We start from the raw sequence: 7,557 nt of genomic DNA on the forward strand, positions 1-7,557 counted from the left end.
CGGACGCTACCCGGCGGACGCCGGGGCCGGCCCCGCCGGGACCGGCGGCCCGGCCGGCGCGGCGGTGGCCGCCTCGATCGCCCGGATGTGCCGGTAGGCGAACCAGAGCGGCGGGAAGGCGCCCACCGCGAAGGAGAGGTCGACCAGCGTCCAGAACCAGGGGATGTCCCGGATCGGGCCGCAGATCAGCGCCAGCGGCACGATCCCGGCGCAGGCGATCATGCCGAGCTGGACCACCCAGACGTTGCGCACCGGGTCGCGCAGCGGCCCCCAGAACGCCACCGCGAGCACCAGGTGGGCGAAGGCCAGCCAGTCGGTGCCGTAGAGCATGAAGGGATAGCGGTCGCCGGTCTCCACCAGTCCGATGTGGACCCGCTCGACCCAGCCGACCAGGGCCGGGAGGTCGTCGGCGAGCGGATCGAGCGCCCGGAGCAGCCAGCGCACCTCGATCTCCAGCGGGAACGCGGTCACCCCGCTGAGGAAGAGACCCACCACTACGGTCCACAACCACCGGCGGATCCGGCGCAGGCGTTCCTCGGTATCCATACCGGCAGCGTAACGACGATCTTCATCGCGGCCGGTCCCGAAAGCGTCGCACCCTCCCGCGAAGATCATGGCCTCGCTCACACGGGCGCGGACCACGTGGTCGCCGCACCGGCTCTCCGGTCCGCCGCTCCCCGGCGCCGACGAACGCCGCCGGCCCCGGACAGTCGAGCGTGTCCGGGGCCGGCGGTCGCGGTCAGCGGGCCGCGAGGGGCTGGGTGGCCACGCTCACCGGGGCCGGCAACTGACCGGGCCCGTCGAGGTACGCGTGGATGGCGGCGGCCGCCGCGCGCCCCTCGGCGATCGCCCAGACGATCAGCGAGGCGCCCCGGTGCATGTCGCCGGCGACGAAGACGCCGTCGGCCGCGGTCTGCCAGTCCGGCCGGGCGTCGATCGCGCCGCGGGCGTTGCGGCCCACCCCGAGCTGGTCGAGCAGCGGTTGCTCCTCGGTGCCCTCGAAGCCGATCGCCAGCAGCACCAGGTCGGCCGGCAGCTCCCGCTCCGAGCCGGGCAGCGCGGTGACGATCCGCCGCCCGTCCCGCTTCTCCACCGTCACCTCGGCGATCCGGACCGCCCGCACCTGGCCGGTGCCGTCGTCGACGAACTCCTGCACCGCGACGGCGAAGACCCGGTCGCCGCCCTCCTCGTGCGCCGGGTAGTTGCGCAGGACCCACGGCCAGGTCGGCCACGGGTCCCGGGCCTCGTCCCGGGCCTGCGGCGGCTCCGGGTAGAGGTCGAGCTGGTGTACGCCGGCCGCGCCCTGCCGGTGCGCCACCCCGAGGCAGTCCGCGGCGGTGTCGCCGCCGCCGATGATCACCACGTGCTTGCCGGCGGCGTCGATCGGCGTGCCGTCGGGCAGCACCGCCGTGCCCGGCGCCCCGCCGGCCGCCGCGGCCACCACCCGGTTGGCGGCGACCAGGTGGGTCATCGCCTGGTGCACGCCGCGCAGCTGCCGGCCCGGGGTCTCCGGGGTGTCCCGGCCCTGCAACGCGCCGCAGGCCAGCAGCACCGCGTCGTGCTCGGCGCGCAACTGCTCGGCGGTCACGTCGACCCCGACGTCCACCCCGGTGCGGAAGCGCACCCCCTCGGCGGCGAGCTGGGCCAGCCGCCGGTCGATGTGCTCCTTCTCCAGCTTGAAGTCCGGGATGCCGTAGCGGAGCAGGCCGCCGATCGCGTCGTCGCGCTCGTACACCGTCACGGCGTGACCGGCGCGGGCCAGCTGCTGCGCGGCGGCGAGGCCGGCGGGCCCGGAGCCGACCACGGCGACCGACCGCCCCGACGGCGCCGGCACCGGACGGGGCAGCAGCCCGCCCCGCGCGACGGCCGCGTTGGCGATCTCCACCTCGACCTGCTTGATGGTCACCGGCTCACCGCCGCCGATGCCCAACACGCAGGCCGCCTCGCAGGGCGCCGGGCAGAGCCGGCCGGTGAACTCGGGGAAGTTGTTGGTGGCGTGCAGCGACTCCACCGCCGCGTCCCAGTTGCCGGTGCGGACCAGGTCGTTCCAGTCCGGGATGCGGTTGCCGAGCGGGCAGCCGTCGTGGCAGAACGGGATGCCGCAGTCCATGCAGCGGGTGGCCTGCTCGCGGGTCAGCTCCTCGCCGGCCGGCGGGTAGACCTCCCGCCAGTCGCTGATCCGCACCGGCACCGGCCGGCGGGCCGGCATCCGCCGCGGGTAGCGCAGGAAACCATTCGGGTCAGGCACGAGCCACCTCCTGGGCGACCGCCCGCGAAGCGGGCGACACCGGCGCGGACGCGTCGGCCGGCGCGGACTGTCTGAGCGGTGCGGCCGGCGCCGCGAGGGCGGTCATCACCGCGTCGTCGACGTCGTGGCCGGCGGCTTCGGCGGCCCGCATGATCTCCATGACCCGGCGGTAGTCCCGAGGTACCACCGCGGTGAACTCCTCCACCGCCTCCGGCCAACGCTTCAGCAGCTCCTCGGCGACGGCCGAGTCGGTCTCGGCCAGGTGCCGCTGCACCAGCTCGTGCAGCACCGCCTGCTCCTCCTCGCGCAGCGGCGCCAGGTCGACCAGCTCGGCGTTGACCCGGCGCCGGTCCAACCGGTGCACGAACGCGGTGCCACCGGACATGCCCGCGGCGAAGTTGCGGCCGGTCGGGCCGAGCACCACCACGGTCCCGCCGGTCATGTACTCGCAGCCGTGGTCGCCGACGCCCTCGACGACGGCCACCGCGCCGGAGTTACGCACCGCGAAGCGCTCCCCCACCCGGCCGCGCAGGAAGACCTCACCGCCGGTGGCCCCGTACAGGATGGTGTTGCCGGCGATGATCTGGTCCTCGGCCCGCTCCCCCGGCGCGGCGTCGCCGTCGACGAAGGGGGCGGCGGAGTCCGGGCGGACGACGAGCCGCCCGCCGGAGAGGCCCTTGCCGACGTAGTCGTTGGCGTCGCCGTGCAGGCGCAGGGTGACCCCGCGCGGCAGGAACGCGCCGAACGACTGCCCGGCGGTGCCGCGCAGGTCGAACTCGATGGTGTCGGTGGGCAGGCCGGCCCCGCCGAAGCGGCGGGTGACCTCGCCGCCGAGCATCGCGCCGACGCTGCGGTGCTCGTTGCGCACCGCCACCTCCACCCGCACCGGGGCGCCGTCGCGCAGCGCCGGCTCGGCGAGGGCGATCAGCTCGTTGTCCAGCGCCAGTTCCAGGCCGTGGTCCTGGGCCCGGACGCCGCGGCGGGCGGTGCCCGCCGGCAGCTCCGGCAGGTGCAGCACGGGGGCCAGGTCGAGCCCGCCGGCCTTCCAGTGGTCGATCGCCGGGGTCACGTCGAGCAGCTCGGTCTGCCCGATCGCCTCCTCGATCGAGCGCAGGCCCAGCTCGGCCAGGTAGCCGCGGACCTCCTCGGCGAGGAAGAGGAAGAAGTTCTCCACGAACTCCGGCTTCCCGGTGAAGCGTTCCCGCAGCACCGGGTTCTGGGTGGCGATGCCCACCGGACAGGTGTCCAGGTGGCACACCCGCATCATCACGCAGCCCTCGACGATCAGCGGCGCGGTGGCGAAGCCGAACTCCTCGGCGCCCAGCAGCGCCGCGACCAGCACGTCGCGGCCGGTCTTGAGCTGGCCGTCGACCTGCACGGTGACCCGGTCGCGCAGCTTGTTGAGCAGCAGCGTCTGCTGCGCCTCGGCCAGCCCCAGCTCCCAGGGGGTGCCGGCGTGCTTGAGGGAGTTCAGCGGGGACGCGCCGGTGCCGCCGTCGTGGCCGGAGATCAGGATGACGTCGGCCTTGAGCTTGGCCACGCCCGCCGCCACCGTGCCGACCCCGACCTCGCTGACCAGCTTCACGTGCACCCGCGCGGACGGGTTGACGCACTTCAGGTCGTGCACGAGCTGGGCGAGGTCCTCGATGGAGTAGATGTCGTGGTGCGGCGGCGGGGAAATCAGGCCGACGCCGGGGGTGGCGTGCCGGGTCCGGGCGATCCACGGCCAGACCTTGTTGCCCGGCAGCTGCCCGCCCTCGCCCGGCTTCGCGCCCTGGGCCATCTTGATCTGCAGGTCGTCGGCGTTGACCAGGTATTCGCTGGTCACCCCGAACCGGCCGCTGGCGATCTGCTTGACCGCGGAGCGGCGGGCCGGGTCGTGCAGCCGCTCGACGTCCTCGCCGCCCTCGCCGGTGTTGGACTTGCCGCCCAGCCGGTTCATCGCGATGGCCAGGGTCTCGTGCGCCTCAGCCGAGATCGACCCGTACGACATGGCGCCGGTGGCGAAGCGCTTGACGATCTCGGTGGCCGGCTCGACCTCCTCGATCGGCACCGGCGGGCGCACCCCGGTGCGCAGCGTGAACAGCCCGCGCAGCGAACCGGTCCGGGCGGCCAGTTCGTCGACCTTCGCGGTGTACTGGCGGAAGACGTCGTACTGGCGGCTGCGGGTGGCGTGCTGGAGCAGGAAGACTGTCTCCGGGTTGAACAGGTGCAGCTCGCCCTCGCGGCGCCACTGGTACTCGCCGCCGACCTCCAGCCGGGCCGACGCCACGGCACCGCCGGGCGGCCAGGCCAGGGCGTGCCGGGCGGCGACCTCGGCGTGGATCTCGTTCAACCCGATGCCGCTGATCTTGGTCGGGGTGCCCCGGAAGTAGCGCTCGACCAGTCGGGTGTGCAGCCCGACGGCCTCGAAGACCTGCGCCCCGCAGTACGACGACACCGTCGAGATGCCCATCTTGGACATGATCTTCAGGACGCCCTTGCCGAGGGCCTTGACGTAGTTGCGCACTGCCCTCGCCGCCATCTCCGACGGCGGCTCGTCGGGCTTCGTCGGGGCGACTCCGGTCAGCACTCCGGTGGCGATCATGTCCTCGACCGACTCGAAGGCCAGGTAGGGGTTGACCGCCGCCGCGCCGTAGCCGATCAGCACCGCCGCGTGGTGCACCTCGCGGCAGTCGCCGGACTCGACGACCAGCGCCACCTGGGTGCGGGTCTGCTCCCGCACCAGGTGCTGGTGCACCGCGGCGGTGAGCAGCAGCGACGGGATCGGGGCGAGGTCGGCGTTCGAGTCACGGTCCGACAGCACCAGGATCCGGACGCCGTCCTCGATCGCCTCGGAGACGTGCCGGCAGATCTCGGTCAGCCGGGCCTTGATCCCGGCGCCGCCCTCGCGGATCCGGTAGAGCCCGGAGACCCGGACCGCCTTGAAGCCCGGCAGGTCACCGTCCTCGTCGATGGAGAGGATCTTGGCCAGCTCGTCGTTGTCGATCACCGGGTAGGGCAGCACGATCTGGCGGCAGCTCGCCGGACCCGGGTCCAGCAGGTTGCCCTCCGCGCCGATGGTCGACGCCAGGCTGGTCACCAACTCCTCCCGGATGGCGTCCAGCGGCGGGTTGGTGACCTGGGCGAAGAGCTGGTGGAAGTAGTCGTAGAGCAGTCGCGGCCGGGTGGACAGCGGCGCGATCGGGGTGTCGGTGCCCATCGAACCGATCGGCTCCGCGCCGCTGCGCGCCATCGGCGCGAGCAGGATCTTCAGCTCCTCCTCGGTGTAGCCGAAGGTCTGCTGGCGACGGCGCACCGAGTCGTGGGTGTAGACGATGTGCTCGCGGGCCGGCAGGTCGGTCAGCTCGATCAGCCCGGCGTGCAGCCACTCGTCGTACGGCTGCGCGGCGGCCAGCTCGGCCTTGATCTCCTCGTCGTGCACGATCCGGCCGGCGACGGTGTCGACCAGGAACATCCGGCCCGGCTGGAGGCGGCCCTTGGCGACCACCCGGGCCGGGTCGAGGTCGAGCACGCCCGCCTCGCTGCCGAGCACGACGAGACCGTCCGAGGTCAGCCACCAGCGCCCGGGACGCAGCCCGTTGCGGTCCAGCACCGCGCCGACGATCTCGCCGTCGGTGAAGGCGACCGACGCCGGCCCGTCCCACGGCTCCATCAGGCTGGCGTGGAAGCGGTAGAAGGCGCGCTTGTCCGGCCGCATGTCCGGGTCGTTCTCCCACGCCTCCGGGATCATCATCAGCACCGCGTGCGGCAGGCTGCGCCCGGCCAGGTGCAGCAGCTCCAGGACCTCGTCGAAGTTCGCCGAGTCGGAGGCCGCCGGGGTGCACACCGGGAAGACCCGGCGGATGTTGCCGGGGATGTTCGGCGAGCGCAGCAGCGCCTCCCGGGCCTGCATCCAGTTCCGGTTGCCGCGGATGGTGTTGATCTCGCCGTTGTGCGCGATGAAGCGGTAGGGGTGCGCCAGCGGCCAGGACGGGAAGGTGTTGGTGGAGAACCGCGAGTGCACCAGCGCGATCGCGCTCTGCACCCGCTCGTCGGTCAGCTCCGGGAAGTACGCCGGCAGCTGGTCGGGGGTGAGCATCCCCTTCCAGACCATGGTGCGCGAGGACAGCGACGGGAAGTACGCCGGCACGCCCCGCTCGGCGCTCTCCCGCTCGGCCTGCTTGCGCACGCAGAACGCCACCCGCTCCAGCTCGATGCCGTGCAGCGGCGACCCGGCCGGACCGGCCGACGAGTCGGTGAGCCGGTGCGCGGCGAGGAAGAGCTGGCGGACCCGGGGCATCGCCGCCAGGGCCGTCTCGCCGAGCCCGCTCGGGTCAACCGGCACGTCCCGCCAGCCGAGCACGTCGGCGCCCTCGACCAGGGCGTACTTCTCCACCACCCGCCGGGCCCGCGCCTCCGCCGCGTCGTCGTCGGGGAGGAACACCAGGCCGGTGGCGTACCGGCCGGCCGGCGGCAGCGGGAAGTCGACCACCGCGCGCAGGAACGCGTCCGGCACCTGGATCATGATCCCGGCACCGTCACCGGTGTTGTGCTCCGCGCCCCGGGCACCGCGGTGGTCCAGCCGGCAGAGCGCACCGAGGCCGTTGGCCACGACCGCGTGCGAGCGCCGTCCGTGCAGGTCCGCCACGAAGGCCACACCGCAGGCGTCGTGCTCCTGTGCCGGGTCGTAGAGCCCGCTGGCGGGCGCTCCCGGGCCGAGGTGCGGGGCCGACTGCGGGCTGTGGTGAGGGTACGGAAAGGCCACCGGGCCTCCTGTCGTCACTCAGGGTGGATCACGGTCGGGACGACGTCGGCCCTCAAGGGTCTATTGAGTCTACGTTAGGGCGGGGGGCGCAAGGCCAGTGCAGATTGATCACACCTTCCAGACTCTGGGACGTGTAGTCTCGCGCGGTGGATTCCCTGCACAAGGACCTCTTCGCCCGGTTGGAACGCTTCTACGACGCGGTGCCCCGGGACGTGGCCCGTGTTGAGGAGTACGGCCCGCTGGTGCTCTTCGCCCGGGAAGGGGCGGGCTGGCCGTTCTACGCCCGGCCCCGGCTCGACGCCACCGAGCCGCCCTCGCTGGCCGACGTCTCGGCCGTACGGGAGCGGCAGCGCGAACTCGGCCTGCCCGAGGCCTTCGAGTGGGTGCACGAGACCAGCCCCGACCTGCTCGCGGTGGCCCGCTCGGCGGGGCTGTCCGTGCTGGAGGCGCCGCTGATGGTGCTCGACCCGGCGGCCCTGCCCGACCCGGGCACGCTCACCGACGTACCGGTGCGGATTCTCGACCCCGAGGCGGCCGGCTTCGCGGCCGACGTGGCCGCCCG

Annotated in this window: 3 protein-coding genes and 1 pseudogene; 1 reads left to right on the forward strand and 3 read right to left on the reverse strand. The window is 73.5% G+C overall.

All coding sequences use genetic code 11. The features are described 5' to 3' along the window. Nucleotides 1–6 precede the first annotated feature (6 nt). The 3 genes from NCC78_RS24250 to gltB form a co-directional block, all read right to left on the reverse strand. Nucleotides 7–546 carry a hypothetical protein gene (locus NCC78_RS24250; RefSeq protein WP_250797260.1) on the reverse strand — a complete coding sequence of 180 codons (540 nt, stop codon included), beginning with the start codon at nucleotides 544–546 and terminating at the stop codon, nucleotides 7–9. A gap of 193 nt (nucleotides 547–739) precedes the next feature. Continuing rightward, a complete protein-coding gene (locus NCC78_RS24255; protein ID WP_250797261.1) occupies nucleotides 740–2,248 on the reverse strand; it encodes a glutamate synthase subunit beta in 1,509 nt (502 codons plus the stop codon). Then, nucleotides 2,241–6,995 (reverse strand): glutamate synthase large subunit, encoded by a 4,755-nt coding sequence (gltB, locus tag NCC78_RS24260; RefSeq protein ID WP_250797262.1) that lies wholly within the window; start codon nucleotides 6,993–6,995, stop codon nucleotides 2,241–2,243. Before gltB ends, NCC78_RS24255 begins: the two co-directional genes overlap by 8 nt. Nucleotides 6,996–7,150: 155 nt before the next feature. Between gltB and NCC78_RS24265 the strand changes: the two are divergent. Continuing rightward, a pseudogene (locus tag NCC78_RS24265) lies at nucleotides 7,151–7,557 on the forward strand (GNAT family N-acetyltransferase); the annotation flags it as partial.

It is taken from the genome of Micromonospora phytophila (assembly GCF_023656545.1).
Lineage (GTDB): Bacteria > Actinomycetota > Actinomycetes > Mycobacteriales > Micromonosporaceae > Micromonospora > Micromonospora phytophila.